This window comes from Nocardia sp. NBC_00565, assembly GCF_036345915.1.
Taxonomy (GTDB): Bacteria; Actinomycetota; Actinomycetes; order Mycobacteriales; family Mycobacteriaceae; genus Nocardia.
This window is the reverse complement of record NZ_CP107785.1, coordinates 6,244,164-6,270,195: the sequence shown is the minus strand read 5'-3', so window position 1 is coordinate 6,270,195 and position 26,032 is coordinate 6,244,164. Positions and strand designations below refer to the sequence as shown.

The 26,032-nt window shown below is 65.7% G+C and carries 26 protein-coding genes and 1 pseudogene; 12 read left to right on the top strand and 15 right to left on the bottom strand.

All coding sequences use genetic code 11. From position 1 onward, the window contains the following. The first annotated feature begins 15 nt into the window (after positions 1–15). The 4 genes from OG874_RS29105 (at position 16) to OG874_RS29090 (ending at position 3,887) form a co-directional block, all read left to right on the top strand. Positions 16–1,032, top strand: a complete 1,017-nt coding sequence (locus OG874_RS29105; protein ID WP_330250292.1) for a DUF1702 family protein — start codon at positions 16–18, stop codon at positions 1,030–1,032. Continuing rightward, positions 1,033–2,661: a fatty acyl-AMP ligase gene (locus OG874_RS29100; RefSeq protein WP_330250291.1), complete on the top strand. Its 1,629-nt coding sequence runs from the start codon at positions 1,033–1,035 to the stop codon at positions 2,659–2,661. It begins immediately after the preceding gene. Beyond that, entirely contained in the window at positions 2,658–3,359 is a 702-nt protein-coding gene (locus OG874_RS29095; RefSeq protein WP_330250290.1) for an LppX_LprAFG lipoprotein, read from the top strand. The genes OG874_RS29100 and OG874_RS29095 overlap by 4 nt, the downstream gene beginning before the upstream one ends. An 87-nt stretch (positions 3,360–3,446) precedes the next feature. Then, entirely contained in the window at positions 3,447–3,887 is a 441-nt protein-coding gene (locus tag OG874_RS29090) for an SCP2 sterol-binding domain-containing protein (protein ID WP_330250289.1), read from the top strand. 94 nt (positions 3,888–3,981) lie between these two features. Here OG874_RS29090 and OG874_RS29085 read toward each other — a convergent pair whose 3' ends face one another. After that, the gene (locus tag OG874_RS29085; protein ID WP_330250288.1) at positions 3,982–5,994 is read right to left on the bottom strand and encodes a polyprenyl synthetase family protein; all 2,013 of its coding nucleotides are present in this window, start codon (positions 5,992–5,994) and stop codon (positions 3,982–3,984) included. 395 nt (positions 5,995–6,389) lie between these two features. On the opposite strand from OG874_RS29085, the gene OG874_RS29080 reads away from it, so the two are divergent. Next, positions 6,390–7,430: a short-chain fatty acyl-CoA regulator family protein gene (locus OG874_RS29080; RefSeq protein WP_330250287.1), complete on the top strand. Its 1,041-nt coding sequence runs from the start codon at positions 6,390–6,392 to the stop codon at positions 7,428–7,430. A gap of 48 nt (positions 7,431–7,478) precedes the next feature. Here the strand turns inward: OG874_RS29080 and OG874_RS29075 are convergent, their stop codons facing one another. The 5 genes and pseudogenes from OG874_RS29075 to OG874_RS29055 all read right to left on the bottom strand — a co-directional run. Continuing rightward, entirely contained in the window at positions 7,479–7,685 is a 207-nt protein-coding gene (locus OG874_RS29075; protein ID WP_330250286.1) for a zinc transporter Slc39a7, read from the bottom strand. Positions 7,686–7,821: 136 nt separating this feature from the next. Then, positions 7,822–8,265: a nitroreductase/quinone reductase family protein gene (locus OG874_RS29070; protein WP_330250285.1), complete on the bottom strand. Its 444-nt coding sequence runs from the start codon at positions 8,263–8,265 to the stop codon at positions 7,822–7,824. A 34-nt stretch (positions 8,266–8,299) separates the two neighbouring features. Beyond that, positions 8,300–9,016: a class I SAM-dependent methyltransferase gene (locus tag OG874_RS29065; protein ID WP_330250284.1), complete on the bottom strand. Its 717-nt coding sequence runs from the start codon at positions 9,014–9,016 to the stop codon at positions 8,300–8,302. 258 nt (positions 9,017–9,274) lie between these two features. Then, the gene (locus OG874_RS29060; protein WP_330257705.1) at positions 9,275–10,270 is read right to left on the bottom strand and encodes a serine/threonine protein kinase; all 996 of its coding nucleotides are present in this window, start codon (positions 10,268–10,270) and stop codon (positions 9,275–9,277) included. An 82-nt stretch (positions 10,271–10,352) separates the two neighbouring features. Continuing rightward, positions 10,353–11,093: pseudogene (locus OG874_RS29055) on the bottom strand (serine/threonine-protein kinase); the annotation flags it as partial. A 354-nt stretch (positions 11,094–11,447) separates the two neighbouring features. Between OG874_RS29055 and OG874_RS29050 the strand changes: the two are divergent. Together OG874_RS29050 and OG874_RS29045 are read left to right on the top strand one after the other, a co-directional pair. Then, a complete protein-coding gene (locus OG874_RS29050; protein WP_330250283.1) occupies positions 11,448–12,593 on the top strand; it encodes a peptidogalycan biosysnthesis protein in 1,146 nt (381 codons plus the stop codon). 21 nt (positions 12,594–12,614) lie between these two features. Beyond that, positions 12,615–13,499: a pyridoxamine 5'-phosphate oxidase family protein gene (locus tag OG874_RS29045; RefSeq protein WP_330250282.1), complete on the top strand. Its 885-nt coding sequence runs from the start codon at positions 12,615–12,617 to the stop codon at positions 13,497–13,499. 300 nt (positions 13,500–13,799) lie between these two features. Here the strand turns inward: OG874_RS29045 and OG874_RS29040 are convergent, their stop codons facing one another. Beyond that, complete coding sequence (locus tag OG874_RS29040; RefSeq protein WP_330250281.1) at positions 13,800–14,690, bottom strand: bile acid:sodium symporter family protein; 891 nt, start codon at positions 14,688–14,690, stop codon at positions 13,800–13,802. 1,335 nt (positions 14,691–16,025) lie between these two features. Here OG874_RS29040 and OG874_RS29030 point away from each other — a divergent pair. Continuing rightward, on the top strand, positions 16,026–16,913 hold the full coding sequence (locus tag OG874_RS29030; protein WP_330250280.1) for an MHYT domain-containing protein: 888 nt from the start codon (positions 16,026–16,028) through the stop codon (positions 16,911–16,913). Positions 16,914–17,127: 214 nt separating this feature from the next. Here the strand turns inward: OG874_RS29030 and lipB are convergent, their stop codons facing one another. The 3 genes from lipB to OG874_RS29015 all read right to left on the bottom strand — a co-directional run bounded on the left by lipB (position 17,128) and on the right by OG874_RS29015 (position 19,330). After that, positions 17,128–17,778 carry a lipoyl(octanoyl) transferase LipB gene (lipB, locus tag OG874_RS29025; RefSeq protein WP_330250279.1) on the bottom strand — a complete coding sequence of 217 codons (651 nt, stop codon included), beginning with the start codon at positions 17,776–17,778 and terminating at the stop codon, positions 17,128–17,130. Between the two features lie 63 nt (positions 17,779–17,841). Beyond that, entirely contained in the window at positions 17,842–18,876 is a 1,035-nt protein-coding gene (locus tag OG874_RS29020) for a fused (3R)-hydroxyacyl-ACP dehydratase subunits HadA/HadB (protein ID WP_330250278.1), read from the bottom strand. Between the two features lie 16 nt (positions 18,877–18,892). Then, positions 18,893–19,330 carry a hypothetical protein gene (locus tag OG874_RS29015; protein WP_330250277.1) on the bottom strand — a complete coding sequence of 146 codons (438 nt, stop codon included), beginning with the start codon at positions 19,328–19,330 and terminating at the stop codon, positions 18,893–18,895. Positions 19,331–19,414: 84 nt separating this feature from the next. Here OG874_RS29015 and OG874_RS29010 point away from each other — a divergent pair, with 84 nt between their 5' ends. Then, on the top strand, positions 19,415–20,041 hold the full coding sequence (locus OG874_RS29010) for a TetR/AcrR family transcriptional regulator (RefSeq protein ID WP_330257463.1): 627 nt from the start codon (positions 19,415–19,417) through the stop codon (positions 20,039–20,041). Between the two features lie 57 nt (positions 20,042–20,098). After that, positions 20,099–20,836, top strand: coding sequence for a glutamine amidotransferase (locus tag OG874_RS29005; RefSeq protein WP_330250276.1), 738 nt, complete (start codon positions 20,099–20,101; stop codon positions 20,834–20,836). Between the two features lie 3 nt (positions 20,837–20,839). Here the strand turns inward: OG874_RS29005 and OG874_RS29000 are convergent, their stop codons facing one another. The 4 genes from OG874_RS29000 to OG874_RS28985 all read right to left on the bottom strand — a co-directional run bounded on the left by OG874_RS29000 (position 20,840) and on the right by OG874_RS28985 (position 23,837). Further along, positions 20,840–21,025, bottom strand: coding sequence for an acyl-CoA carboxylase subunit epsilon (locus tag OG874_RS29000; protein WP_330250275.1), 186 nt, complete (start codon positions 21,023–21,025; stop codon positions 20,840–20,842). Between the two features lie 11 nt (positions 21,026–21,036). Beyond that, positions 21,037–22,659 (bottom strand): acyl-CoA carboxylase subunit beta, encoded by a 1,623-nt coding sequence (locus tag OG874_RS28995; protein WP_330250274.1) that lies wholly within the window; start codon positions 22,657–22,659, stop codon positions 21,037–21,039. 84 nt (positions 22,660–22,743) lie between these two features. Next, positions 22,744–22,893, bottom strand: coding sequence for a hypothetical protein (locus OG874_RS28990; RefSeq protein ID WP_330250273.1), 150 nt, complete (start codon positions 22,891–22,893; stop codon positions 22,744–22,746). Between the two features lie 11 nt (positions 22,894–22,904). After that, positions 22,905–23,837, bottom strand: a complete 933-nt coding sequence (locus OG874_RS28985) for a LysR family transcriptional regulator (protein WP_330250272.1) — start codon at positions 23,835–23,837, stop codon at positions 22,905–22,907. An 87-nt stretch (positions 23,838–23,924) separates the two neighbouring features. Here OG874_RS28985 and OG874_RS28980 point away from each other — a divergent pair, with 87 nt between their 5' ends. Next, positions 23,925–25,259 (top strand): aspartate aminotransferase family protein, encoded by a 1,335-nt coding sequence (locus tag OG874_RS28980; protein ID WP_330250271.1) that lies wholly within the window; start codon positions 23,925–23,927, stop codon positions 25,257–25,259. 4 nt (positions 25,260–25,263) lie between these two features. Here the strand turns inward: OG874_RS28980 and OG874_RS28975 are convergent, their stop codons facing one another. Beyond that, positions 25,264–25,599, bottom strand: a complete 336-nt coding sequence (locus tag OG874_RS28975; protein ID WP_330250270.1) for a hypothetical protein — start codon at positions 25,597–25,599, stop codon at positions 25,264–25,266. Between the two features lie 252 nt (positions 25,600–25,851). On the opposite strand from OG874_RS28975, the gene OG874_RS28970 reads away from it, so the two are divergent. Then, positions 25,852–26,022, top strand: coding sequence for a hypothetical protein (locus tag OG874_RS28970; protein WP_330257704.1), 171 nt, complete (start codon positions 25,852–25,854; stop codon positions 26,020–26,022). The last annotated feature ends 10 nt before the right edge of the window (positions 26,023–26,032 follow it).

The following is a 26,032-nucleotide window of genomic DNA, read 5'->3' as shown; positions in this document are numbered from 1 at the left end:
AGCAGGAGCTTCCACGTGACAGCACTTCGCGTTCTTCGCCGAATACTGCCGGTACCCACCCAGGCCGACGCATTGTTCGCACGCCGTGGGTTCCCGACATCGGCACCGATAACCAGCACGCTCGAACAGGTTGGCGTGCAGGTGATCCGGGGTTTCGAGATGGGCGCTGATATTGCCGACATCGATGACCTCGCAGCGGCTCTCGACCATATCGACCCGTTCTATCGCAGCCTGGCCTACGAAGGGGCGGTGACCGCGCTCGTCACCCGCGACCTCATCGGCCTTCGGCGGCGAAACCTGGCCCGGCAATTCGTCGAAGGTCCAGGTGCCCCACACGCCTATATGGCCTACGTCGGCTATGGGCTGCTGATGCCACGCCTGCCGAGGTTCCTGTGGCGACGGTGCAGGCCGCACCTCGGCGACGATGCCGTGTTGTCGCATCTGACCTGGCTGGCGGCCGACGGATTCGGTTTCGACGGAGCGTATTTCCAGACGGCACGATGGATCGATAGGCAGTGGCGGCCCAAGCCGTATTCGTGGGACGGTGACAGTTCCTACTTCCTGCGCGCCGTCGATCAGGGCGTCGGACGGGCGTTGTACTTCGTCAACGACGCGGATCTGGAGGCGATCGCCAACCGGATCGAGCGTATGGATCCAGGCCGTCGGGCCGACATGTGGAGCGGCATCGGTGCCGCCATCGCCTATCTCGGTGGAGTCGCGGAGACCGACGTACACACAGCGCAGCGACGTGCCGGGCGCGCGGTCGCGGACATGGCACAGGGTGCCGCGTTCGCGATCAAGGCCCGAGCCCATGCCGGGTACGTACCGGATTGCTCGGTGTCGGCGGCCCGAGTGCTCTGTAATTCCGATGTCGATGCGGTCGTCGCGGTCGTCGACGAGGCCAGCACACAACCGTTCGGCACGGGCGAGCCCGGTTACGAGCAATGGCGACGCCGATTACGCGAGCGGCTCACGCCACCAACGGTGTTGGGCGTGGACCGACAACCGGCCGATCTACCACGAGGAGCTTAGATGTCGCGCTTTATCGATGACGTACTGACCAGCAGCGTCTCCGAGCGGGGTTTCTCCTACGGCGATCCCGATGCGCTGTGCAGGAAGACCTGGGCAGAGCTGCTGCAGCACAGTCGATGTGCCGCGCAGTCGCTGGCCGATCAGGGTGTGACCATGGGTTCCCGGGTCGCCATTCTTGCCGGTGAACCCGAGGACGTCGTGGTAGCGGTACTGGCCTGCTGGTTGCTCGGCGCCTCGGCCACAATGCTGCATCAACCGACGCATCGAACCGATCTGACGGTCTGGGGGCGTGACACCATCAGATCCCTCGATGTCATCGACGCCAAACTGGTGTTGATCGGACCCCCTTTCGACAGCACGGTGACCATTCTCGCCGAGCACGATGTGCTCAGTGTGTCGATCGCCCGGCTGGGTTCGTCGACACCGTTGGAGCCCACCGATGTTCCGGATGACACCTTGGCGCTACTTCAGCTGACGTCGGGATCCACCGGCACCCCGAAAGCTGTTGCCATCACCCACGCCAACCTGTACGCGAGTGGTCACGCCATCGCGCGGGCATCCGATATGGATCCGGCCAGAGATGTCGGGGTGAGCTGGCTACCGCTGTTCCACGACATGGGCATGGTGGGTTTCGTGGCGACGCCGTTGCAGTTCGGGGTCGAGGTGGTGTGCGTGAGTCCGACGCATTTCCTACGTTCACCGCTGGTGTGGATGGATCTCATTACTCGACATCACGCCACGATGACCGCCGCGCCGAACTTCGCCTACGAAATCGCGGCACGGCGAATGGAGTCGGCTCCGGATGGGGCATTCGACTTGTCCAGTATGCGGTTCGCGTTGAACGGCGCCGAACCTATCGATGCGAGCGCTGTCGCCCAATTCATCAGGGCCGGAGCGCGTTTCGGTCTGTCGGCGGGTGCGGTGGTGCCCGCCTACGGCATGGCGGAGGCCACGCTCGCGGTGTCGTTCAGTCCGGTCGGTAAGGGCGTGCAAACCGATGCCGTGCGGCCCGACGCTATCGAGACGGCCGGTTGCGCGACGCCGGCCGAGGGTGCGGACGCCCGGGTGCTGGTGACGCTGGGGGCGCCGCTTCCCGGTGTCGAGGCACGAGTGCTGGATGACACCGGAGTATCTGTGCAGCCGCGAACGGTCGGTGAGATCGTCATCTCCGGTGCCGCGGTTACCGATGGTTACTTCACCGAAAACGGTTACAGCTCAGCGCGAAACGAGGGCGGGTGGTTGGCGACCGGTGATCTCGGCTACCTGACCGAATCGGGTGACATCGTCGTCTGTGGGCGCAAGAAGGACACCATCATCGTCGCGGGCCGCAATATTTTCCCGACCGACATCGAGCGCGCCGCCGCGACGGTGGCGGGTGTCCGACGGGGCAACACCGTCGCCGTGCGACTCGAGCCGGGGGAAATCCGCGAGAGTTTCGCGGTCGCCGTCGAGTCCGCCGATTGGAACGATGACCAGCACATCGTACGTATCCAACGGGAGGTGACCCGCGCCGTCCGCGACAGCGTGGGGGCAACACCGCGGTCAGTTGCCGTTGTCGCACCGGGTTCGATACCGAAGACTCCGTCGGGCAAGGTGCGCCGGACAAACTCCGCCCACCTGGTCCGATGATCGGCCGACGCGCCGGTATCGGCGTGATCATCGTCCTGTTGTCGATCGGCGGCACCGCCTGCACCGCGGATGGTGGTTTGCCACGGCCCGCCCAGTTACTCCGCAACGCGGCGGCGGCCGCGCGTGCGACGACAAGCGCACACCTCACCCTGCAGCTCAGCGGCGCGTCCCTGAGTGGAGTGAGTGTCCGGGCCATGTCGGCCGACGTGGTCCGGGACGGTGACGCGCGAGCGAAAGGACAGCTGGTGGTGCCGTCGGTACTCGGTGACGTCCGCGTTGATTTCGTCGAGATCGACTCGACCATCTACACCCGCGACCCCACCGGGCGATTCGCGCCGGCGCCACCACAGCAGAACGGGTCGGCTGATCCCTTGCCCACCACGTTGATCGACCCGCACCGAGGAGTCGCGAACCTACTGACATCGATGTCTTCGGTGCAGACCGAGGCAAGGGAGACCGTCGCCGATGTCGAAGCGTTCCGCGTCACCGGACTCGTTGCGGCCCACGACATTGCCCAGGTGGTGCCGAGCGTCACCACGGACGGGAGGTTGACCGTGTGGTTCAAGGTGGGTGGCCGACACGAGCCGGTCGCGACCCGGCTGGTGATCGGGCAGGGGGATCCCGCATCGCAATCCGTGCTCGACCTGACGGTCAGCGACGTCAACCGTCCCGTACATGTCGCCGATCCCCGCCAATAGCTTGCGGTCGGACGCTCAGCACAACGGCTACGAACACCGTGCCGACGAACGCGCCGCAACCATTCGGCGGCCGATGGAGGGAATCCGATGTACGACATCACCGAGATCGACCCAGCGCAAGTCTCACCGGGTGAGTTCAAGAACCTCATCGCCAGCACGTCCGATGAGAAGTTGCGCGCCGCGCTGGCCGATCCGAACATACGAAACACCATGCTCGACACCGTTTTCGCGCGCATGCCGGACCGGTTGAGTGTTGACGAAGCACGCGGTGTCGATGCCACCGTGCTATGGCGAGTGGGGCAGACTCCCGACGAGTGGTTGGTGACGATTCGCGACGGTGGATGCACCGTGACGAAGGCTACGGCGGGTGTCAAACCGACGGTGTCACTGACGCTGGGAGATGTCCTGTTCCTCCGATTGTTGTCCGGGCAGGCGTCGGGGACGAAATCGATGCTTTCCGGCAAGCTGCGTGTCAAGGGTGATGTGCTGTTCGCCAGGCGAGTGGAGAAGCTGTTCAGCACGGATTGAGTCAGGGATGACGTGGTGCGTGGTTGTCGGTCGATATCTGGGGCGTCCCGCGCGACCACCACGGTGGATCGCGCGGGACACCTGCTTTGCCGGCTTACCGCGCGGTAGGAGCCGGTTCGGCGGCCGGGTAGTGGTAGATCTCACGGCGCAAGCGTTCCAAGTCCGGCGCTGCGGATGCGGTTGGCGTGTACCGATCGGTCTGATTCGCCCAGAACGTCATGTTCGCCAGGTTTCCGTAGATCGACGCGAATTCCTTCCGCGGGCCCGACAGGCCGGGAACCATGCGCAGGAGCGCGGGGAGGTAGCGGATCACCGCCTCGAGTTGGGCGCGATGCTCCGCCGCCTGGCGCTGCACCTGCTCCACGGCTTCGCGGCGGGTGCAGCCGGTCTCGTGACGGACCGCCCGCACCAGGTTGTAGGGGATTTGGTCGGCCTCATCCTGATCCAACCCCACCAGGTCGTTTTCCACGAAGGTCACCAAGAAGGTGAGTTCCTCGAGACGGCGGATCACGGGGTGGCTGCGCAGCTTCGAGGGCAGTTCCCGGTCCTGGTGCACCTCTATGCAGGCGAGGACGATGTCGATCCCACTGGTCGACATTCGCAGCGGCAGGTAGTCGGCCGTGGCGGGGATGTAGCCGTCGATGCGGTGGTGCGCTTCGCGTTCGGCGGCTTCGAACCACTCCTCGAGGCTGTCGAGGAACCGCTCCTGCCAGCGGGTGGTCCGGCCCTCGCGCAGGCGCGGCCACAAACTCGCCCAGGCCGTCGGGATCGCGCCGGGCCGCCCCGCTGCCTCCGGGTCCTGGCGCAGCATTGCCACCAGGCCACGCCGCAGCGCGGTGACGGCTTCTGGGTCCCTCAGCTGCGGATCCTCGAAGAGGTCGTCCCAGACAAAGGACAGCATGGCTATGGCGGCGGTGGTCTGTTCACGGGCCGCGTCAGCTGGGGCCAAGATCTGTGCCGCCGGGGACCGCAGCGCTCCTGACCATCGGTGGTGGTGGTCGAACTCGGCCGGGGAGACGACAAGGCCGGTGTCCGCCATCCAGCTCCGCACCCATCGCGCGAGCTCCGGTGGGAGCGCATCACTTTGGGCCGCGGGTGGCTGTGTCGCCTGCGGGGGGACCACGGGCAGCGGAGTTCGCCGGTCGAGTATGGACCGGGCGTAGGCGGTCATCGCGTGGCGGGCGTGCGGGTCAGCGGGCAGATTGGCAAGCTGACCGGCAGCCTGGTCCATGAATTCATCGGCCATCGCCTGTGCTTCGTCCACGGCGCCGGAGGCGATGACGAGCTCGCGGGCGTGTGCGGCTTGTTCGCGTGTCATAGCTCTGCGCAGCAGGCGGGCAAGGTCCCGGTCGCGGGCAGCGGCGCGGATCACGGGAAGGGTGTAGATGCCCTCGGGCAGATCCGTGTTGACGGGTTTGCCCATCTCTTCGGCGGTCGAGGTCAGATCGAGGATGTCGTCGTACAGCTGGTAGGCCAGCCCGAAGTGTCGGCCGAACAGGGCCAGCGCCTCTTCTTGATCCTCGGGCCGGCCGGCCTGCATCGCGCCCACTTGGCATGCCAGCGAGAGCAGCACCGCCGTTTTGCCATTGATCGAGTCCAGGTAGGACTGTTCGCTGCGGGAGGCCGCGTAGAGGTCGGCGGCCTCGATGACCATGCCTTCGCACATCTGCTCACCCGCGATCGCCCCTACGAGAACTTCGCGCTGGCCGAGTTCGGCCAGCATGCGCGTGCCCGAGGACGTCACGGAGTCTCCACCCAATACGGCCATATGCGAGCCCCACACCGCGTTGGCGTTGGGGCGGCCGCGGCGCTGGTAGGCGTGATCGATGACGTCGTCGTGGTAGAGCGAGCCCAGGTGCAGCAGCTCCATGGCGGCGGCGGCGCGCACCACCCGGTCCTCGGCCGGCGCTGCGGGATCGGCGAGCAGGTAGTACGACAGCAAGGTCAATGTGGGACGGACCAGGCGGCGAGAGCTGTCGGGCCCTTCGTCGGTGAGTGCGGTCAGCTCTGGCCTGCCCTGGAACTGCACGGGGCCGAGAACGTCACGGACGCGGTCCAGGTCCGCATCCAGATGCGGGAAGACGGCCGAATCGATTTCACGTGGCACGCGGGCACTCCTGACTGGTTACATCGGTCATCTACAACACCGCCGATCAATGGCAATTTGATACCACCACCACACGGAAGATGTTGGTATCGGCCAATTTTGACGTCACCACAGCCTCAGCCGGGGTCGCTTCGATGGTATCGAATCACGCAGGTCACGGCGTGTCCGTGCCAACTTCACCCAGCCCAAAGGCGTTGTGGCATATGCACCTCCGATAGATCCCTACGGCTGGCCCCGTGCAGACGACCGCGCCATCGTGTCCCTTACGACGGCGGTGCGCAACTCGACGGCCAGGACGACACCGTGGATCGGCTGCGCCACGCGCCGATGGACAGGTATGCGCGGACTGGATGGCCGATCGCACCGATCTGATAGGACTCATCGGCCTTCACCCGATGTCAGGGTTTCGGATCAGGCGACGACCGAACGCTGGGGCATTCTTTGCCGCCGACACCGACGCGCGCCTGCTGGCCGACCTGCAGGAGGTGTTCGCCGAAGACCCCGAGGGCGCGTCCATCTCGACCACCGAGATCGATGAACTCGTCTCCCGTATCCCCGCCGCGGCGCGGGTCCTGGTCGGCATGCACCGCCGACTACGCGGCGCCACCGACCAACTCGAACGCGTCTCGGCCGACATCGACAGTCCCGCACACGATTCGGCCACCGCCATGCCTTATGAGGATGTCCGCGCCTTCCAGCTGGCGACCCAGCTGGCGTTCCTGACCCGAGCCGAAACCGTCAATGCGGTTATCGCACAGGCGGATTCGCTGGCCGCGCAGTCGCGTGGCCTGCTGCGGGTCGGGCTGGCCAACTACTTCGCCGGGGCGCTGATCTTGCCCTACACCGCGTTCCACGGGGCCGCAGAAGCGCTGCGCTACGACATCGACTTGCTCTCGACCAAATTCGAGGTCGGCTTCGAGACCGTCTGCCACCGCCTGTCGACACTGCAACGCCCCGGCAAGCGCGGTGTTCCATTCCTGTTCGTCCGCACCGACCGCGCGGGAAACATCTCGAAACGTCAGTCCGCCACCGCATTTCACTTCTCGCGCGTAGGCGGCAGCTGCCCGCTGTGGGTCGTTCACGAAGCCTTCGCGACACCGGGGCGGATCCGCACCCAGATCGCGCAAATGCCCGACGGCCGTCGATACCTGTGGCTGGCGCGCACCACCGACGAGAGCACACCGGGCTACCTTTCACCCAAGCGGGACTTCGCGATCGGTCTCGGCTGTGACCTCACCTATGCGCACAAACTCGTCTACTCTCACGGCTTGCCGATCGATGACCCGAGTACCGCCGTTCCGATCGGACCGGGTTGCAAAGTGTGTGAACGCACGAATTGCGCCCAGCGTGCGTTTCCGCAACTCGGCAGACCCATCCGTGTGGACGAGAACAGCGCCCTCAACATTCCGTATACACCGACAGATCAGCGCAGCTGACCAGCGAAAATGGATGTTTCCGGAGTCCGGGCGCCCGCCCGGTCCGGCTCAGTCGTGGGTGTGTGAGTGATCGTTGGACAGATCGCTTTGATGCACATGGCGATGCGAATGCTCGACTCCGTCATGGGTATGGGTATGGGTGTGCTCGTGTTCGAGGTGGTCGTGCTCGTGTGCGCTGTGAGCGTGGGTATGGGTCAGTGTGCCGTGACGGTGTGCGTGGGCATGGGGCTCGACGTGGGAGTGTTCGTCGGTCATATCCCGGTTCCTTTTCTGTATCGAGTGGGTTCTACGGCAATGCACCCATCCGCACCGAAGTCCCGACCGCCGCCGAACTCATAGCCGGAATGGAGTCTCGACCGCGGCCGCGTGAAGCGGCTGCGGTCGAGCGCTGTCAGGCCGGGTCGACGCGGAAGACCGCGATCTGGTGCGCCGCCGCGGCGACGCCGTCCGGTGTCGCCGCCTCGGCCAGTCCCGTTGTGACGAAACGTTTGCCGACACTGGCCGGACTCCCGGCCACCAGCTCGCGCAGCAGCGGCCGACGCTCTTCCACCGGAATCTCGGTCAGCCGGGCGGTCGAACTCCGCCGACCGCGGGTCAGCGTGACCGCCTCCGCCGCACGAACATTGGCCACCCAGGCGGCCTTGGGGAACGCCTGGAAGATGTATCGGCCGCCGTTCAGCTTGTTGACCGCGATCGGGAAGGTGAGCACCCGTCCGGTTCGGCGCCCGGTGACCGTAAGTAGCTGCATCGGGCCGAAGGCGATACCCATGCGCTGCAGCCCGACGATGACCTTGTTGATGCTGTTGGTCCGACTGCGGTAGCTGCTCTCGTCCATGTCATGGTCCTTTCGTGAAATAGGAACTGGCGCCTCAGATGCGCTGCGCCTCTAGTACCAGGACCGGCAGCAGTATCGCCCCGGCCTCGGTGAATTCGGGTTCGAATCCGTTCTGCGCGAAGCCACTGAGCATCCGGCCGACCGGCTCGGCCACCTCCAGTCGGTCGGTGCGCAGGGTGGTGACCGACCAGGTCGGCGGCTCGAATGTGCTGCGCAACTGCTGCTCGGTGATCGGATACGGGGCATACAACTCGGCGTGATCGGTTCGCAGGAAACAGAACTGGATCAACCGGCCGCCGGGTTTGAGCACGCGCGCCAGCGCATGCACGTGCCTGACACGCTGTTCCGGATCGAGACAGTGCAGCAGCGCACTGCTCACCACGGTGTCGAAACACGCGTCGTAGCCGTCCAGGACCGTGGCATCGGCGACGTCGAAGGTCGCCGATACCCCGCGTTCGGCGGCGCGGGCGCGGGCCTGCTCGATAGCGGTGGGGGCGATGTCGAGGCCGGCCACTCGGTATCCGAGTCCGGCGAGGTGGACGGCGGTGTCTCCTGGTCCGCAGCCGAGGTCGAGGACCTCGCCGACGATGCGGCCGGTGCGCTCGAAATCCAGCAGTAGCGGTTGCGGCCGACCGATGTCCCAGGGTGCACGGTCGATGACAACACCCGGAAAGACCTCCTCCCCGCGATACAGCCGTTCGTAGTCGACGGCGGGCGGGGCGGGCGGCGGTGTGTCCTCATGGTTGGTCATGTGCGCCTTTGCCTTTCGTGTCCATCTACTTGTTCGTTGCTGGAGGTTCGGCCGTCACACCTGCCCGCCGAACTCGTTGCGCGCGCCCGCCGGATGCCGCCGGAACATCGCTAGATACGCTAACAATATTATATGATTCCCATATCATACAGATTTCGTACTTTATGGCAATGACTTTGGGAGGATATCTACTCGACCACCAACCCGGACAAGCTCTCTGGAATCCCGGGGCCGACCTGATCAGGGTTGACGTGGGCGTCAGAGTGGTGCGGGGGTCCACCATTGGTCGTAGAGTTCTTGGCCGGTGTGGTGGTCCCAGTTGACGTCGATGACGACCCAGGCGCGGGTGGGGTCGTCGAAGGAGACGGTGAGTAGGCCGGTGTTGGCGCCGGGGTAGTAGCTCCAGCGCACATTTCCGGTTCCGGAGGGGCGGGTCCAGGTGGTCTGGCGGGTGGTGTCGTTGTCGATATTGGTTCGGAAGGTGCTGTCGCGGCGCGGGTCGCCGCGGCGGAATGACCAGACGTACCAGTGGATTCCGTTGTCCTGGGTGCATTCGAGGGTGGGGGCCGCGCCGTTGTTGAGGACGGTGAGATCGGTGCAGCGTGCGCCTTGATAGCCGGAGTCCGCGGGGGTGGCCGGGAGCAGTGTGGTGAACAAGGCGACGAGGTCGTTGTCGCGACCCCAGGCGGTGCTGGCGGAAGATGATGTCGAGGGTGCCGACGATGTGGTCGTGCGGACCGCTGTCGTTGTGTCGGCGGGTATTCCGATGCCGGAGAGCGTTCTAGCGCCCCGCGATGTCAGCGCAATGGCAACCGCCGCTGTCAGCACGGCTACTGCTGTCGCGGCCACGATCGTAGTGGTGCGGGAACGTGATCGATGTGCGCGCGGTTGTGCGAATTCGATTGCGCCGGGTGGCGATACGGCTGCCGCGCCTTGCAGATCCGATGAAACGAGTTGCGGCGCTGATGGTTCCAGAGCACGAGTGGCAGCCGCGGCCAACGAGCGACAGCTGTCGTAGCGATGTTCGGGGTCCTTGGCCATCGCGATCGCGATGACATCGTCGAGTGTGGTCGGCAGCGCGGGATCGGCGGCCGAGGGCCGTGGCGGGGGTTCGAACAGGTGCGCCTGCAGCATAGCGGCGGGCGTAGTCCGCGTGAAAGGTATTGTGCCGGTAAGCATTTGGTAGAGGGTGGCGCCGAGCGCGTAGATATCGGCACGATGGTCGATGGGGTCGCCGCGAATCTGCTCTGGCATGCGGTGGAATAATGGCGTCGGTCGGTCGATCGAGCGCGCGGATCGCCGCGGCGGCCAGCTCGCCGCATGTCGCGTAGCGGTCCGCGGGGTTCTTCGCCATGGCCCGGGTGATCACCTCGTCGAGGTCTCGTGGCAACCAGCTGCTGATCAGCGACGGGCGCGGCGGTGGCTCGTGCAGGTGTGCGCGCAGCATCGCCGCAGGCATCCGAACGCCGAAGGGGACACTGCCGGTGAGCATTTCGTACAGGCTGCAGCCGAGGGCGTAGATATCGGCGCGATGATCCAGTGGCGCTCCGGTCAGCTGCTCCGGCGCGGCGTAGGCGAAGCTGGCCAGCGCCGATCCCGCGGTGGTCAGGGATGCGCAGGCATCCAGTGACCGCGCGATCCCGAAGTCGGTGATGCGCACCGTATCGGATCCGTCATCGGCCTTCGACACTAGAATATTGGCCGGTTTCACATCGCGGTGTAGCAGCCCGCCGCGATGCGCCGCGTCCAGCCCGTGCGCTGCCGCGGCGATGATATGAACGGCTCGCCACGGCGGCAGCGCCGTTGGACCCTGCTACACCAACTCGCCCGCGTCGACACCGTCGACATACCGCATGGCGATCCACAGCAGCCCGCCTTCGTCGCCGCGGTCGTAGATCGACACCACATTCGGATGCTCGAGTCGCGCGGCGAGTTCCGCCTCGCGCTCGAACCGCGCCCGGAACCGCGCATCAGCCCCCAGAACCGGATCCAATATCTTCAGCGCGTCCCGGCGCGGTAGTCGTGGATGCTCCGCTAGATAGACCGCCCCCATCCCACCCGCCCCGATCCGCCGCACAATGCGATAACCGGCGAAAACATCACCCGGACGCACAGCCACGGCACACCCTCCTCACGAGCCAGGACGATACCGAAAAGCCAACCCGCCGGGGCGGGCAGCACAACCCGGCGGTGGCTGGTGCGCAGGTGCCGAGGTGACTGTGTTTGTACTCACAGTGTCGACCAACGGTATCGCGGAAGTCGCGGCTCGTATGCCCGATATTCGCTGGCTAACGTCGATATCACGTCTTGGAAGCCGGATTCGGTGGCGCGGACGATTGGTAGGCCGGGACGAAGTTCGGTCGGTCGTACCCGGCGGCAACTGGTTGATTATTCTACTATCGCGCTACCTGCTAGTGGCGTGGAAGAAGTAATGCTCGGTACCTCTATCGACATGCGGCTGGTCGAAGCTGTCGACGCGATCAGCGCAGTCGAATGGGACGCCCTTGTTCGGCCGGGAGACCTGTTCTGTAGTCATGCTTGGCTGCGCCACCTCGATCTGGCGTCGGGGCCGCATCCGGTCCTGACGATCAGCGTCGGTAACCGGATCGCTGCTGCGACGGTGCTGTGGGATGGCGAGCAAACGCCCGGCCTGTTCCATCTGCCGGATTTCTTCCCGAAGGTTTCGGGTCCCTGGCGGCGCCCGTTCGTCTGGCTCGGCGCTCGGCGGTCGGTGCGCAACGGCCTGATCGGCGTGGCTGGGTCGCAACGGTCGGTGGTGTTGTCCCACCTGCTCACTGGTGCTCTGGATTACGCCCGCGAGCACCGGCGGGCCGGGGTGGTGATGCCGTATCTTCCGCTCAGTGCCGCAAGAGAATTCGGGCGCGCACATCCCGACGCGCACGTGCTACTGCATTCGGCCGAGGCCATCGTCGCGGTGCCCGCACATGGAACGTCGGACGTTGTCGCGCAGGCCAGTGGGCACAACCGCAAGCGGCGCCGCAGAGAGCTGCGGGACTTCACCGCCGCAGGTTTCACAGCGGAGTGGGTCGATCTCACGCCCGATATCGAGGCCGCGATCGCGCCGTTGATCGCGGCCACCCGCCACCGATTCGGCAACGGCCAAGGCGTCGACTGGATGCGTCGGGTATTCGCCGCCCAGCGCCGAGTGGGCCTGCTCGATCACACAAAAGTCTTGCTGTGCCATCGAGCGGGCAGGCCGGCCACTGTCGCCGTCTGCTATCGGCATGGCGACAGTCTGCACGGCCGGTATTTCGGCGCGGATGAGGCGTTGGGCAAAGACGGCTACGCGTATTTCGTCACCACCTGTTATGCGCCCATCGATTACGCCGCACATATCGGAGCACCTCGGCTCTTGCTGGCGACGTCGTCATTGGAAGCGAAGATCCGCCGTGGTGCGACGGTGGAACCGCTCGCGGCTGTGGTGCTGCTCGACGATGCGGAACTCGACATCGACAGCGTGCGGGCACACAACACGGACCTTGCGCGCGGCTACTGGGACCGATTTACCAAATATGAGTCCTCGTTGAGCCGTGACTGGCTCGATTTCCTGCCCTGATCCGAACGAAAGGCCCGCGAAATGCTGCACCTGGTCTACCGATTTCGGCCGACCGAAAAGGCACGAGCAGATCTGGCGGAGTTCTGGCGATGGATCGCGGACCGTCAGCTCTGGTTCTACGCCGACCTGGACATGGTGCTCGGCACCCGGTGGTACACGGTGACCATCGGTGACGATGTGCACTGCCTCGAGCATCACGTCATCTTCGCCGACGAAGCCGAATGGGGTCGTTACCGTCGCGCAGTCAGTGTTCGGTCGCAGGATCCGAAATGGGAGAAGCGGCGAACCGGTCAGGACGAGTGGTACACGATCCTCGACGCCCGAATCCTGACCGACCCACCGATTCCCATCCCGCTACCGGTGTCCGAACAACCCGGACGCGCGTCGGATACGGCGGCGCTGGCGCTGCGCAGTCGTGGCCTGCTCGACCGGGCTCGGTTCGTCACCCTCGCCACCAGCGGGCCTGCCGGACCTTGGTCGTCCACCGTCAACTACGTCGTGCTGTACCGGCCGCTGCGGCTGGTGTGGTATTCGCTGCGTGATGCGCGGCACTCGGTGAATATCGCCGGCCGGTCGCAGGTGGCGGGCTCGATCTTCCGGACCGGGCTGACCGGCGCCGACGCGCCGTCGGGCATCCCGATCGACGGCGCCCAGTTCATCGGTGAGTGTCGTGAAGTCACCGCCGACGAGCTGCCCGCCTACTACGACCGCTACTACGAATCGAACTTCCCCGACCCCGCGGTCCGTGCCGAGTGGCTGCTGCCGCTCGACGAATTCCGCACCGACGGTCCACGCCGCTTCTATCGCCTCGACATCGACTGGTGGTGGCTCTACGACGCACAACGCTGGACCCAGGACAAGCACGACACCAGGATCGAAGTCCCCGTCGCCGCAATCGACCGGTGACGGCCTCGCTCTCGATTAGTTGCTTCGGGCAACTAACGCCAACTTTCCGCACTCGAGGAACTCGGACTCATCGACCGGCAACCCGACCCGGACGACGGTCGCGCCCAGCTGCTCGCACTGACCACACTCGGCAAGCAGCGTCTCGACGCGACCCGCGCCATCCGACGCCGAGCGCTGCACGAACGACTGTCGAGCTGGCCCGAATCCGACCTCGCAACACTCGCCGAACTCCTGCACCGCCTCAACGCCGAGTTCGGCGACTGAGGCCGGGCAACGACATCTGCGCCGGAACGTCGACGGTCATCCTCGGTCAACCGCTTCGGTCGCCACCGGGACGTGTCGTCGCGTGATGAGCCAACCGACAGCGCCCGCGACCGGGAGCATAATTCCGCCGTAAACCCCTGCGGGCACGGCTATTTCGGTGCTGTCGAGAACGCTGATCGCGATCGTAATGGCGATGGCGCTGTTGTGGATGCCGATCTCCATCGAGCAGGCTATCGCCTGGCGGATGTCGACGCCGAGCCATCGCGGGACGAAGTAGCCCACGGTCAAGCTGAGCAAGCAGAAGACAAAGGTGACGGCGCCGACGTCGAGGAGGTATCCCGGCAGGTCGGCGGCACCGCCGATCATGCTTGCGGCTATGACGAGTACCAGGGTCAGCGCCGAGCCGATGCGCACCGGGCGGTCCATCCGGTCGGCGAAATCGGCGGCCAGCCGCCGCACCAGCATGCCGACGATGACCGGGATCAGGATCATCGCGAACACTTGGACGACTTTGCCGAACTGCAGGCCCAGTCCGCTCGCGCCGGCAACGGGTTCGAAGTAGTCGATCGCGAAGTTCGTGATCACGGGTGCGGTGATGACCGCGATGATCGAATTGACCGCCGTGAGGGATACGTTGAGTGCGACATCGCCGCCGAACAGGTGACTGAGCAGGTTAGCCGTGGTACCGCCCGGCGATGACGCGAGCAGCAGCACGCCGACAGCAAGGGTCGGCGGAAGGTCGAAGAGCAGGACCAGACCGAACGCGGCTACCGGCAGCACGAGCAGCTGACAAGCCAGCGCGATAGCGACCGTCCTGGGTTGGCGCGCGATGCGGGTGAAATCGTCGACGCTGAGCGAAAGTCCCAGCCCGAACATGATCACGGCCAAAGCCAGTGGCAGAGCCAGTGATACGAGCGGAGAATTCACCTGCGTGCCTCATCGTTTCGTCGCATCGGAGCGGACGCGGGAACGGTATCCGGCGGGGGCGGCGACGGGGCCCGATCCTCCCGTTCAGCGAGAAGGCCCGGGGTGTTATGAGCCCATGGTCGAGTGCTGATCGGCCGGGGGGTGTATAGCCGTTCCGGTCGAGTGCGAGGGCGAGGAATCCGTTGTCGGCGCAGGTGGTCCACAATTGAGTGCCGCGCCATTCGGGTGCCGAGAAGCACCAGTCGGTGGAGAGGTCACCGAATGCGAGCATGCCGGTTCGGGGACTGCCGGCCTGTGTGAGATCGAACTGACCTTGCAGCATTACCTGAGCGACGGTGGGGGAGGCGAGCAGCGGGACACCGATGATGGATGCGAGGGCGTGCGGTGAGTTCGGCAGTTCGGTGTTGTCTCCGGTGCGTGCGGGCGGGTTGTAGTAGGCGATTTCGCGCACGTCCAAGGGATCTCGGATATCGAAGACGCGAATCCCCGAGGAGGTCCAGCTGCACGCCAATGCGGTCGGATCGGTGGGGCGATCGGCGGCGCAGTGGTGCGCATCGTAGGAGAACAGCGAGCCGCCGGATGTGGAAGCCATTGCGGCGTCCTGGTTTTGGGGCAGGTTGATTTCGAGTTTGATGGTGTTGACGATGCGCGGGTTGGTCGGCTCGGCGACATCGATGATCTTCACGCCGCCCGATCCGGCCTCGTTGGTCGCGAAGACATAGGGTGTGCCGTCGTAGGTGACGGGGATGTTGTGTTGCGTGGCCCAGCCGTCGGTCCAGGTGATGTGCGCGAGTTGGCGCACCTGTGGGTTGGGGTCGCGGCGTTGCACGGCGCTGATATCCATGACCATGAGGCCGCCGAAGTTGTTGGCCAGGTACATGATTGTGCCGTCGGCGCTGAATCCGAAGCCGTGCATGGACATCTGCTGAGTCGGCTTCGGGGATCGCACGCGACATCACCGCGGTCGGATACCGAGCAACTCTTCGCCGCATCGGCGGTCATGGTGCCCGCGGCGAACCTCGGCCGGGGATCGGATCGGAGACTCGATCGATTCGGTGGGGTTGTGTCGCGTGGGAAGCTGGAGTGGTGCTCATGGGTTTCTGGGAGGTTGCCGCTTCAACCTAGGGGCCTGCAAAGCTTGGCGAAACATGGCGGACCGGAGGCTGGTCCAGGGGGATCGCTGTGGCCACCGGGTCTTGGGCTGTCGGTAAGAGGAGGGTGTGTGCGGCGAAACACTCGCTCTGAAACATGAGTTATGCAACACTCGGCAGGTTGCGTTACGTTTGCATCACGATTTGCCGGTGCGAAGCCGGTTAGTAGCTACGGAGCGTGTGCGTGCTGGATCTCGACCACTTCAGTTATGGATGGGTGACCCCCGTCCTGGCCTATGTCATGTCTGTCATCGGATCGATGCTCGGCCTGCGGTGTGCGGTGCATGCCCGATCGGCGCGCTGGCCAGGAGGCTGGCTAATCGCCGCGGCCGTATCCCTTGGGGGCGCGGGTATCTGGGTTATGCATTTCACCGCGATGCTCGGCTTCTCCATCAACGGTGGCACTATTCGCTTCGATGTGCCGATGACGCTGCTCAGTGCGGTCGTGGCCATTCTGGTGGTGTGGATCGGACTGTCGGTCGTCGTGCGCTGGCGGCGGGAAGTCCTGGCATTGCCGGTCGGCGGCACCATCACCGGACTCGGCGTGGCCGCCATGCACTACCTGGGCATGTATGCGATGCACACCAATGTGGCCGTGGGATACCGGCCCGTGCCCGTCGCGCTGTCGCTGGTGATCGCGGTGGTCGCGGCGACCGCGGCGCTGTGGTTCATGCTGCACGTGCACGGATTTCGCGCGACCATCGGCGCGGCGTTGATCATGGGTGTCGCGGTATGCGGCATGCACTACACCGGAATGGCGGCGATGCATGCCGAACATGCCGGCGGCCATGCGATGCCGGACGGCGCCGAGCCGGTGCAGTTGCTGACACCGCTGATCATGAGCGTCGTCGCGGTCATCATGGTGCTGATCATCGTGGTCGGGTTGGCCGAACTCGATGAACGCAACATATCCGATGCGGTGCCCGTGCCCGTACCCGAGCGACCCGCACCCGCTCGGCCCGAAGCCCCCCGGCGCAGACCCGCGCGGTTCAAGTCCGGCACCCTGGCAACCAGCCCCGCCGACCTGCCCCGAAGCGGCCGCGAGTGGCCCCGCCGCGAAATCCAGGACTAGCCCTGAGGTCTGCCGAGTTCGAGAAGCCAGCGGCACACGCCGAGGGATTCCATCAGAGAATTCGGCGACCGCGATGCGAGGTCAGCGATCGTCCGATGCCATTGCGCGCCCGGCCGTTCAGAGACGTTGGCAGCGTGGACTGTTCGCGGTCGGTAGCGCATCTGTTCGGCCCCCGGAGTCATGGTCAGATGATGCTGTAGTTGTCCGACCTACGCTAGCGGATCTGAACGGTTGCTTCGAAGGCTTCGGCGACGATCGGGCAGACCTGGTCCATGCTCGTGTTCGCGCCCAGCTCGCGGGCGACCGAGGTCATGTCCACCTCGGGTAGGCCGCATGCTATCGCCCAGGTCCACGGGCGCAGATCGCCGTCGACGTTGAGGGCGAAACCGTGGCTGGTGACACCGCGGCTCTGGCGCATGCCGATGGAGGCGATCTTGCGGTTGGTGTGGCTGGTCCACACGCCGGTGAGCAGTTCCGAACCGGGCGGGGTGTCGCGGCGCTCGGCGGGGACGCCCAGCGTGGTGAGCGCCCCGATGAGCCGATGCTCGACCTCGCGAATGTAGTCGACGACGCCTTCGTCGGAGCCGAGTCGCACGATCAGGTAGCCGACCAGCTGACCGGGACCGTGATAGGTGAGTTGGCCGCCGCGAGTGGTTTCCACGACGGGGATGTCGTGGGCCGGGTCGGGCAGGTGCGTGCGCGGGGTCCGTCGGCCGATGGTGTACACCTGCGGATGACTGAGCAGCCAGACAGTGTCGTCGAGTTCGTCCCGCTGTCGCCGGCCGACCAGATCGGTCATCCGACTCATCGCCTTGTCGTAGTCGACGAGCTCGTCGCGGATCAGCGTCAGTGACCGTGACTTCACCGTCGCAGAATACCTAGTGTCGGAGCCGCCATCGAGCCGACGCCGGGCGGGCGGGTGAGCACGTCAGGACAACTGGACCGTGGCGGTGGCGCGGCCGAAGATCTTGCGCCCGCCGTGGGTGGCGGTGAGAGCGACTATCGCGGTGTTGTGTTCGGGGTCGAGGGACTTGATCTTGCCGCCGTATTCGATCACGCTGTGGCCGTCCGCGTCGACGTAGACCGGGCTCGTCATGCGGGCGCGGAACTGGCGCAGCGCGCCCGGGTCGTCGAGCCAGGAGGTGACGAAGCCCGCGCCCAGGGCCATGGTCAGCATGCCGTGCGCGACCACCGTGCGATCCAGACCGACGAGTTCGGCCGCCGCTGGATGCCAGTGGATCGGATTCGGATCGCCCGAAACACCGGCGTAGTTGACCAGATCGCCGACGGTAAGGCCGACGGTTCGCGGCGGCAGTTCCGCGCCGACCGTCACCGAGTCGAATTTCCGTGCTCGAAGATGTTGCGGCGGTGCGGATTCCGGCTTGCGTAAATGCAGCGCGTGGAGTGCGAACTTGGCGGGTGGGGTCAGGTCCTGGCGCATGATCCCCGCCATCTTGGCGGCGATCTCCTCGGTGTTCGGCGCCTGCTCCGACCGCGCGATCAGGCTGGTTTGCGAGGTGACCACGCTCTCCTCGCGCTGATTCGTCACCGCGTTCTCGATGACGATCAGGTCGCCGCCGAAGGCCTGGCGGAACGACTGCAGCGAGATATTGCTGATGAACTGGTCGCCGACCAGTGCGGGTTGATGGAAGTCCAAGACCTGATCGGTCTGCACCGTGGTCGTCAGGTTGATGCCGATGAGGATTTCGCTGAGGGCCTTCTGGACCGTGGTGGCGAGTAGCGATGTGAATGTCGGCGGGGCGAGCAAAGTCGGGTAGCCGTACTCCGCGGCCGAATCCTCGTCCCAATAGACCGGATGGAAATCCTGTACGGCACGGGCGTATTCCCGAATCTTCTCCCGGCCGACCTCGTAGGTGTCGTTCACCCGATAGTGCTTGCCGACGAGCGATCGTAGATGGGCTACCGGATCGACTGGGCCACTTAGGCTCGCGATGACCTCCAAGATCGATTCCTCTCGTTTATTGGACGAGCTGGTGCCAGCGCCGCTGGCGGTATCGGTAGATCCTGATCGCGAGTGCCGCAACGGCGGCGGTGGCGGGACCGGCGTCGATCTCGACGGTGTCGCTGTAATGGCAGGTTTTCTCATCGATTAGTTCGGTGTGCAATGTGTGGTTCCAAGTAGTGATGATGCCACCGTGCTCGTTTGTGCGGATGGTCTTGGTTTTCTCATTTACCTCGATGACTTCGATGGTGTGCCGGTAGGCGGGTATGACGTGGAAGGCGAACAACCAGGCCGTACCGCGTTCGCCGACCCGCAGCGGTTCGGTCCGGCCGGTCAGCGCCGGAATGCCGATCAAGCCCCGGCACACGTAGCGAAAGGTCGCTGGTGACTGCATGGCCTGCCAGGCTCGGTCGGCGCTGGTGGGCAGTGTGGTCGCGACGTGGATTGTCCGCATTGTCGGCTCCTATAAGTGTTAGGGTCACCTAATTCTGCGGAGTGGGAACATCGTTGACTACTCGCTTTTCGAGGGGAGGCGACCATCGCGCCACCGAACCGGTATCGGGCCCGCAAGCAGCCGAAACAGCCGCGCGCCGCGGAGACCAGACAGCGGATCCTGGACGCGGCGGCTCACATTTTCGCCGAATACGGCTATGCGGCGGGCACGACCAACCGCATCGCCGAGCATGCGGGCCTGTCAATCGGCTCGCTGTATCAGTACTTCCCGAACAAGGACGCGATCCTGCGCGCACTGATGGACGCGCATGTGGATTCCGGCACCCGACTATTGGGTCAGCGTCTGTCGGACGGTTTGCCGCAGCGGCTCGATGAGGTCGTGCGAATGTTCGTGCGTGCGACCATCGATAACCATCGCGATGATCCGGGACTGCATCGGGTGCTCTTCGAGCAGGCTCCGCGTGCTCCGGAATTCCTCGCGCGACTACATGAGTTGGAGCGAACTGCGGTCGAGATGACCGCGCGTCTGCTCGCAACTCACCCCGAAGTGCGGGTTGTCGACAGTGATATCAGCGCCCGAATCGTGGTGGCCACCATCGAATCGCTGGTGCACCGACTCCTCACGGCGCCGACCGCGATCGATCCACGACGAGTCGAGGACGAGATCGTCATTCTGCTGACCGGATATCTGCGCCACGGTCTGGAACCGTGACACACGCTGACACGCGATAGTGGACCGATCGATCGACTGATCTTGCACAATCGGTGCATGGCCAAGCCCTGTCTGCTGCTTCAGCTGCGGCCCGAGCGCGCCGCCGCGGACGACGAGTACTACGCCATCCTGCGCGCGGGCGAACTCGAGGCTCGCGACGTGGTGCGCGTGCAGATGGATCAGAGAATGCCCGATATCGACCTCGATGATTTCTCGGCGGTCGTCGTTGGCGGCGGGCCGAGCAATGTCAGCAGTCCAGACGGGGAGAAATACGACTATCAGAAGCGCTTCGAGCCCGGACTGAAGACGTTGATCACCGAGATCGTCGACCGAGACTTTCCATATCTGGGCGCCTGCTACGGATTGAGCATTCTGGCGGACGTGCTCGGTGCGAAGGTGACCGATGAACGATACGGCGAAACGGCTGGCGCACAGACCATCGAATTGACCGACGAGGCCCGCGAAGACGCCCTCCTTCGAGGCATTCCCCAGTCGTTTCGGGCATTCGTCGGGCATAAGGAAGCCTGCCAAGATGTTCCGCCCGGCGCGGTATTACTTGCCGGATCCGCCGACTGCCCGGTGCAGATGATCCGAGTCGGCCAACGCGTGTACGCGACCCAGTTCCACCCCGAACTCGATGGCAACGGACTCGCGCTGCGCATCGAGGTCTACCGGCATGCGGGCTATTTCGACCCGGACGAGGCCGATTACCTCATCGCACTCGGCCACCGCGAAGCGGTCACGGCCCCCAGCCGGATATTGCGTCGCTTCGTCATCCGGTATTGCCAAGACTGACGGTCACGCGACCCAGCTGTGCGGGGCGATGAAGGCGGGACGGCGCTCGGGGCGCAGCCAGCGCACGGTAGCGGGGCGACGCTGGTCGCTCGGGGTGGCGCCGGCCAGGGCCGCCAGCAGGACCACGGTGAGGGCAGCCAGCTCTTCGTCGGTGGGGTTGCCGCGTTCGATTCTCAGGACGGGGGTCATCGGCGCTGCTCCTACTGGGGTGGGTTGCCGTGCTTGCGCATCGGGAGGTCGGCGTGTTTGGTCGCGAGCATGGCCAGTGCGGCGATCAGGGCCGGGCGGGTGTCGGCGGGATCGATGACGTCGTCGACGAGGCCGCGTTCGGCGGCGTAGTACGGGTGGATCAGTTCGGTGCGGTACTCCTTGATCTTCTGCACGCGGGCGGCGTCCGGATCGTCGGCGGCGGCGATCTCGCGCCGGAAGATGACATTGGCCGCGCCCGCGGCACCCATCACCGCGATCTCATTGGTCGGCCAGGCCAGCGCGAGGTCCGCGCCGATCGAGAGCGAGTCCATGACGATGTAGGCGCCGCCGTAGGCCTTGCGCAGCACCACCGAAATCCGCGGGACGGTCGCATTGCAGTACGCGTACAGCAGTTTCGCGCCGTGCCGGATGATGCCCTCGTGCTCCTGTGCGACGCCGGGCAGGAATCCCGGCACGTCCACCAGGGTGACGAGCGGGATGTTGAACGCGTCGCACAGCTGCACGAACCGGGCCGCCTTCTCCGACGCGGCGATATCGATCACGCCCGCGAAGACACTGGGCTGATTGGCGACGATGCCGACCACCCGCCCGCCCAACCGGGCCAGCGCGCAGACGATATTGGCCGCCCAGTGCTCGTGCACCTCGAAGAGCACACCGTCATCGACGATCTCCTCGACTACCACGCGAATGTCATAGGGCCGGTTGCTGTCGGCCGGCACCAGATCGTAGAGCGATTCACTGCGCCGGTCGGCCGGATCCTTACTCGCGACCATCGGGGGCTCTTCGCGATTGTTCGACGGCAGCAGCGACAGTAGGAACCGCACGTCGTGCAGGCAACTCGCCTCGTCGTCGTACAGGAAGTGCGCCACCCCGGAGGTCTGCGCGTGCACATCCGCGCCGCCGAGCCCCTCCATGGTGATCGTCTCGCCGGTCACCGCGGCCACCACCTCGGGCCCGGTGATGAACATCTGGGCGGTACCGCGCACCATGAAGACGAAATCCGTCAGCGCCGGACTGTAGGACGCGCCGCCCGCGCACGGTCCGAGCATCACGCTGATCTGCGGGATGACCCCGGACGCCCGGGTATTGCGCCGGAAGATGCCGCCGTATCCGGCCAGCGCGGTCACCCCCTCCTGGATGCGCGCGCCCGCGCCGTCGTTGAGGCTGACCAGCGGCGCGCCCGCGGCCTGCGCCAGATCCATCACCTTGTGGATCTTGTGCGCGTGCGCTTCGCCGAGTGATCCGCCGAAGATCCGAAAGTCGTGCGCGTAGACGAAGACGCGGCGACCTTCGACGGTGCCCCACCCGGTGACCACGCCGTCCCCGGCCGGGTGCTTGCGATCCATGCCGAAGCCGGTCGCCTGATGCGTGCGCAGCCCCTCGATCTCGACGAAGGATCCCGGATCGAGCATGGTCTCGATGCGCTCGTGGGCGGTCTGCTTACCGCGGGCGTGCTGGCGTTCGGTGGCCGCCGGATCGGGTCCGGCCGCGGCGGCACGTTTGCGCTCGCGGAGCTCGGCGACGTGACCGCGCATCGCATCGATGCTCGGCGTTCGGGCGGCGACGGGGTCGTCGTCGGATGCGTCGGCGGCATTCGGTGGTTCGGTGATCATCGGTGCTTTCGCCTGGTCGGTGTGGCCTATACATCGATAATCGCGATCGGGCGCCGAAACGTTTTAGTTTTTCGATCGGGCCCGCTACGGCTGGGCAACTTCGGTTGCCGCGGGCAGCGGCAGGCCCATCGCTCGGGCCTCGTCGTCCTGGTAGCCGGCGCCGATGCCGAACCAGGCGCGTCCGCCGACGATGTGCTCACTCAGGCGCGCCGCGCGATCGCGGTGCTGGAGCAAGGATTCGGCGACTACCCGGGATGATTTTCGATGCGGCTGCCGAGCCGCGGGTCGACGATCGGCAGGTCCCGGTACCGCCGCAAGGCATCGAGGACCAAGTGCACCGCGGCGCGCGGTGGCGCACCGCGCCGGATGACCGCGGTGATCGTGCGGGTGACCGGATTGGTGAGTTCCCGGGTCGCGACGCGGTAGCGCGGGTCGACGGCCAGGCCGGGCAGCAGCGCGATCGAGAGTCCGGCTTCGACGTGCTGCAGCGTCATCATGTAGTTGCTGAAGCGGCAGACCACGCGCGGCTCGAAGCCCGATTCACGGCACAGCCGGGTGGCGAGATTCGCCATATAGGACTTGGGCATATCGAAGGCCCATGGCTCGTCGGCGTAGGCGGCGAGGTCGGCTGGTCCGCGCGCGCCGCGTCCTGGCGGCAGCACGACCACGATCGGGTCGGTGGCCAGCGGCACGATATCGACATCCGGGCCGAGCGGGTGTTCGACGAAATCTGTTGTCGTGATGATGATGTCGGCGTCGCCGACGCGCAGGGCCGGCATGCTCTGGTGCGGTTCCAGTTCGAGCAGTTCGATATCCAGGTGCGGGTGCGTCTGCGCGAGGTGGGTCACCGCGGGCACGCACAGTGAGTGGATGGCGCTCTGGAACGCGCCGAGCCGGACCAGTCCGACCGGTTCGTCACCGAGGCTGCGCAACTCCGCTTCGACGCTGTCCATCTGATCCAGGATCGCGCGGGCGCGGCGGGCCAGCATCAGCCCGGCCGGGGTGAGCCGGACCCGGCGGCCGGTACGTTCCAGCAGCTGCGTGTGGGTTTCCGCCTCGAGCACCGCGAGTTGCTGGGACACGCTGGACGCACTCAGATTGGCCGCGATCGCGACCGCCCGAACCGTGCCGAGCGAGTCGAGCTGGCTGAGTAGACGCAGTCGCCACGGGTTCAGCATGGGCCCATTGTTGTACGGCTGAGCCGAACAGCACAGCCGGAATTGTGAGATGGACGTGGCGCTCGCACCGGCCTTACCGTCGAAGATATGGCCGCCCCCATCTCCGCACCGCTGACCACCGACGACTTCTGGGCCGACGCCGATCGGCACCTCGTGCGCTACGCGGGCGCGGGCGAGTTCACCCGCGAGATCATCGCCCGTGCCGCAGGCAGCTTCTTGTACACCGAAAACGGCAGGGAGATACTGGATTTCACCTCCGGTCAGATGAGCGCGATTCTCGGACACGCGCATCCGGATATCGTCGCCACCGTAGGACGCCAGGTCGGCGAACTCGATCATCTGTTCAGCGGCATGCTGAGTCGCCCGGTCGTCGACCTCGCCCGCCGCCTGGCCGAGACCTTGCCGGAACCGCTCGCGAAGGTGCTGCTGCTGACCACCGGTGCCGAGTCGAATGAGGCCGCTATTCGAATGGCCAAGTTGGTCAGCGGAAAACACGAGATCGTCTCGTTCGCCCGCTCCTGGCACGGCATGACCCAGGCGGCCGCGGGCGCCACCTACAGCGCGGGCCGCAGGGGCTACGGCCCCGCCGCGCCGGGCAACTTCGCCATCCCCGTACCCAACGCCTACCGCCCCGACTTCGCCACGGCCGCAGGCGAGCTCGACTGGCGACGCCAACTCGACTTCGCCTTCGAGCTGATCGACGCCCAGTCGGTCGGCAGTCTCGCCGCCTGCCTGGTCGAGCCGATCCTCAGCTCCGGCGGCGTCGTCGAACCGCCGCCCGGCTACTTCGCCGCGCTGCGGGACAAGTGCCGCGAGCGCGACATGCTGCTGATTCTCGACGAAGCCCAAACCGGCCTGTGCCGCACCGGATCCTGGTACGCCTTCGAACGCGACGGCGTGGTGCCGGATATCCTCACCCTGTCCAAGACGCTGGGTGCGGGACTGCCGCTCGCGGCCGTGATCACCAGCGCCGAGATCGAACAGCGGGCGCACGAGCGCGGGTTCCTATTTTTCACCACCCACGTCTCGGATCCGTTGGTCGCCGCGGTCGGCAATACCGTGCTGGATGTGCTGACCCGCGATCGGCTCGACGCGCGCGCTGCCGAACTCGGAACCTTCCTGCGCCACGGTCTCGAGCGAATCGGCCGGCGGCACAGCGTCGTCGGCGATATCCGCGGCCGGGGCCTGCTCGCGGGTCTGGAACTCGTGCTCGACCGCGAAACCAAGCAGGGCTCCGACGAACTCGGCGCGTTGGTCACCCGCCGCTGCCTGGAACTCGGCCTGCACATGAACATCGTCCAGCTCCCCGGCATGGGCGGGGTCTTCCGCATCGCGCCACCGCTGACCGCCACCGAGGCGGAACTGACCCTCGGCCTCGACATCCTCGACGAAGCGATCGGTGACGCCGTCGCGCGGATCTGATCGGTCAGTTGACGCCGGTGGCGAACTTGATCACGACCTTGTCGTCGGTGACCTCCTGCACGGTGGCATTCAGGCCGTTGGCGGGCTGGCTCTGCCCGACCGGGATATCGACCTGCTGACCGCCCACCTTCAGCGTGACCGTATTACCTTTCACCGCGACGAGTTCCGCATCGATGCCGAGGACACTGGCCTTCGCGTTCACGCCACGGGTGAAGGTGACGGTGCAACCACTGACCTCGCACTCGGACTTGTACCCGGTCCCCTCGGACGAGCATGCTGCCGCTCCGAGGGGCGTGAGCAGGGCGAACGCGGACAGGGCGAGCATCCGTGGTACAGACATGCGGCCCAGTGTATGCGCGGCCGCATCGATCAGGTCCCGGCTCGGGTAGCGGTGACCCAGTACGCGTACAACAGCTTCGCGCCGTCCCGGATGATGCCGCCGTGTTCCTGCTTCAGGATCGGGTAGTTGATCGATTATCAAGACCGTCGAACAAGCCGGAGCCCTGCGGGATGGACTGCGGCTCGCCACACCCGCGCCGGCCTGATGACTGTGGTCCCGCCGCTGCACAGCGGTTCGGACTACGGTGGAGTCGTGGGCGTTATGGGCGAGCTGTTCCCGGGGCAGAAGCTGGGCGACGAGGGTAGCGAGGACAGCGATGGTCAGCAGCACCGGCCGCGCGTCGAGATCGATCTGGACGCGGGCGTCGTGCGCCTGTCCGGCATCGGCGCGCCCGCATCCGCTGACGAAACGTCCCGCGAATAAGACTGTCCCG